The 3,299-nt window shown below is 44.4% G+C and carries 4 protein-coding genes; all 4 read left to right on the top strand.

All coding sequences use genetic code 11. The annotated features are described in order from the left end of the window. The first annotated feature begins 117 nt into the window (after positions 1–117). The 4 genes from ACEW8S_RS12350 to ACEW8S_RS12365 are packed head-to-tail and all read left to right on the top strand — an operon-like array spanning position 118 to position 3,278. Positions 118–894, top strand: coding sequence for an exonuclease domain-containing protein (locus ACEW8S_RS12350; protein ID WP_373518452.1), 777 nt, complete (start codon positions 118–120; stop codon positions 892–894). Positions 895–952: 58 nt separating this feature from the next. Beyond that, the gene (locus ACEW8S_RS12355) at positions 953–1,564 is read left to right on the top strand and encodes a fumarylacetoacetate hydrolase family protein (protein ID WP_373518453.1); all 612 of its coding nucleotides are present in this window, start codon (positions 953–955) and stop codon (positions 1,562–1,564) included. A 38-nt stretch (positions 1,565–1,602) separates the two neighbouring features. Continuing rightward, the gene (locus ACEW8S_RS12360; RefSeq protein WP_373518454.1) at positions 1,603–2,028 is read left to right on the top strand and encodes an Hpt domain-containing protein; all 426 of its coding nucleotides are present in this window, start codon (positions 1,603–1,605) and stop codon (positions 2,026–2,028) included. Next, positions 2,028–3,278 carry a competence/damage-inducible protein A gene (locus tag ACEW8S_RS12365; protein WP_373518455.1) on the top strand — a complete coding sequence of 417 codons (1,251 nt, stop codon included), beginning with the start codon at positions 2,028–2,030 and terminating at the stop codon, positions 3,276–3,278. Before ACEW8S_RS12360 ends, ACEW8S_RS12365 begins: the two co-directional genes overlap by 1 nt. The last annotated feature ends 21 nt before the right edge of the window (positions 3,279–3,299 follow it).

Consider the following 3,299-nt stretch of genomic DNA (forward strand, 5'->3'; position numbering starts at 1 on the left):
GCCTTTAATAATATTATCAATACGCGGTTGTGATCTTGAAGTCGGACATTAATAAAATATCCCATTCATTTTTCAAAACCTCACCAAACCGTATCTTTGACCTAAACGACCCAATTCATGGATTTAAACCTTACACGCCCCATTTGTTTTTTCGATCTCGAAACCACGGGTACGAACATCGCCAAAGACCGTATTGTCGAGATTTCCATATTAAAGGTGCTCCCTAACGGTACGACTGAAAGTAAGACCTGGTTGGTCAATCCGGGAGTCAAAATCCCCGAGGATGTTATTACCATCCATGGGATATCCAACGAAAAAGTGGCGAACGAACCGATGTTTAAGGAACTTTCCAAGGAAATTTATGGGATGATAAAGGACTGCGATTTGGGTGGCTTCAACTCCGACCGTTTCGATATTCCCCTTTTGGTCGAGGAAATGCTACGTGCCGAGGTCGATTTCGATATGAAGAACATGGTCTCCATCGACGTACAGACCATTTTTCATAAAATGGAAAAACGAACGCTCGGTGCCGCCTATAAATTCTATTGTGACAAAGAGCTGGTCGACGCCCACAGTGCCGAAGCCGATACGAACGCAACTTACGAAGTGCTGAAGGCCCAATTAGATCGCTATCCCGAACTGGAAAACAACGTCAAAAAACTGGCCGAGTTTTCCACCCATCGCCAATTCGCCGATTTTGCGGGCTTTTTGGGCTATGATGAAGAGGGTATCGAAATCTTTTCCTTTGGAAAGCACAAAGGCAAAAAAGTACGCGACGTACTCGAACAAGAACCCGGCTATTTCGGATGGATCTTAAATGCGGATTTTCCTTTGTACACGAAGAAGGTGCTGACACAAATAAAACTTAGTAAGTTGAACAATAAGCTTGGTTAAGCGAAAGTTGGCAGTGGCAGTTGACAATAAAAAATTCAATAATCCGATAGTTTAAAGCATGAAATTGATTTGTATTGGCCGAAATTACGCCGACCATATCGAAGAATTGAAAAACGAAAGGCCTACTGAGCCGGTGGTGTTTATCAAGCCCGATTCTGCCATATTGCCGAAGGATCAGGATTTTTATATTCCCGAATTTTCCGATGACGTACATTATGAGGTCGAGGTGCTGGTGAAGATCAAGAAAGTCGGCAAGCATATCGACGGGAAATTCGCTCACAACTATTATGATGAGGTGGGTCTCGGCATTGATTTTACGGCCCGCGACCTTCAATCAAAACTAAAGGAAAAAGGGCTGCCCTGGGAAAAAGCAAAAGGATTCGACGGTGCAGCGGTCATCGGAAAATGGTTGCCAAAATCGGAGTTTAAAGATTTGAATTCCCTCGACTTTTCGTTGGTAAAAAACGGGACCGAAGTACAAAAAGGAAATACAAAGTTGATGCTTTGGAAAATAGATGAACTCGTAGCCTACGTTTCCCGATTTTTTATGTTGAAAAAGGGGGATATTTTATTTACCGGTACGCCATCCGGAGTTGGCAAAATCGTTACAAATGATTACCTTACCGGCGTTTTAGAGGGACATGAAATGTTCTCGGTGAAAGCGAAATAATTCAATTCAGATTGAAAAACACCGAATTTCCAAGAAAAATGAACATTTACGACACCAAACACCAAACACCAAACACCAAACACCAAACACCAAACACCGAACACCAAACCCAATACTCCCACCAAATGATCTACAATCTCGATAAAATAAATGAAATGGCCGATGGCGATGAAGATTTCATCAACTCCGTGATTTCCGTTTTTTTAGAGGAAGTGCCCCAAGACCTTGAGGACCTGGAGGCCGCTTTGAACCAAAAAGATCACGAACAGGCCTACCAATTGGCACATAAAATAAAACCGAACGTAGACCTATTGGGGATGGAGCAGACCCGTGAGGCGGCCTTGGAAATAGAGACCTTGGGAAAACAGGGAGCGGACATATCGGAGATGGAAAAAATATTCCAGATGCTCAAAAAGGATATCTATCAGGTCGTAGGGGAGCTTAAAAAGGACTTTCATCTGTAATGTTCGCTGAGATAATTACCATAGGTGATGAGATTCTCATAGGCCAGATTGTGGACACCAATTCCGCGTTTATTGCGAAAGAATTGACCAAAATCGGTGTTTCGGTCTATCAGATTACTTCGGTACAAGATGATAGGGAGCATATTCTTCAAGCCCTCGAAGATGCCCAAAAAAGGGTCAAAGTGGTCATCATAACCGGTGGGCTGGGCCCGACCAAAGACGATATTACCAAACACGTTTTCTGTGAATTCTTCGATGACACCTTGGTCGAGGACCCGGATGTTCTGGCCCATGTAGAACATCTTTTCAAAAAATATATCACCTCGACCCCCATTTCCGACATCAATAGAAAACAGGCTAGGGTTCCGTCGAAGGCGACCGTATTTAAAAATGAGTATGGTACCGCCCCCGGAATGTGGATGGTGTCCGGTGAAACGGCTTTTGTGTCGCTTCCCGGTGTGCCTTTCGAGATGAAAAATTTGATGCGGAATGCGGTCATCCCTAAAATTATCGAACAATTTAAGCGGCCTTTTATCCTTCATAGGACTTTGGTCACCTATGGCCTGGGCGAAAGTGCCATTGCCGATAAAATCGAGGATTGGGAGAATAGCCTGCCATCTTTTGTAAAATTGGCCTATTTGCCCAGTTTGGGAAAGGTAAGGTTGCGGTTGACGGCCAAAGGCACTGATCAAAAAGTACTGGAAGATACCATTGAAAACGAGTTTGAAAAGCTGAATCCCTTGATCGGTGATATTATTTATGGTATAGCAGATGAGGAAACGCTCGAAGAAGTCGTCGCCAAACTACTTACGGAAAGGAAGATGACCTTGGCCACCGCAGAAAGTTGCACCGGGGGTAGCATAGCACAGCAACTGACCGCCCTATCCGGTGCTTCTGCCTATTTTAAGGGAAGCGTCGTAAGCTATGCCACAGAGACCAAGGTAAACGTATTGAAAGTACCGAGCGCAATGATCGACGAACATTCGGTGGTAAGTACCGAAGTAGCCAAAGCCATGGCCGGAAACGCAAAAAAGCTGTTGAAAACGGATTTTGCCATTGCCACTACGGGAAACGCCGGCCCCACGAAAGGGGATTCCGATGCCGAGATCGGTACGGTATGTATTGCCATAGCCTCCCCAAAAGGCCTTTTCGCCGAGAAATTCAACATGGGCAATCATCGGGAACGGATTATCCAAAAAACGGTGAACAAGGCGCTTGAGATGCTGCAGAAAGAAATTCTAAAAATGTAAAATATTCTTTTGCCCATCCAT

Origin of the sequence: Pricia sp. (assembly GCF_041745955.1) — a bacterium.
Taxonomy (GTDB): domain Bacteria; phylum Bacteroidota; class Bacteroidia; order Flavobacteriales; family Flavobacteriaceae; genus Pricia.

Excerpts from the sequence above, each read along its gene's own strand:
- ACEW8S_RS12355 (WP_373518453.1), top strand. The coding sequence starts at position 953 with ATGAAATTGATTTGTATTGGCCGAAATTACGCCGACCATATCGAAGAA.
- ACEW8S_RS12350 (WP_373518452.1), top strand. The coding sequence starts at position 118 with ATGGATTTAAACCTTACACGCCCCATTTGTTTTTTCGATCTCGAAACC.
- ACEW8S_RS12360 (WP_373518454.1), top strand. The coding sequence starts at position 1,603 with ATGAACATTTACGACACCAAACACCAAACACCAAACACCAAACACCAA.
- ACEW8S_RS12365 (WP_373518455.1), top strand. The coding sequence starts at position 2,028 with ATGTTCGCTGAGATAATTACCATAGGTGATGAGATTCTCATAGGCCAG.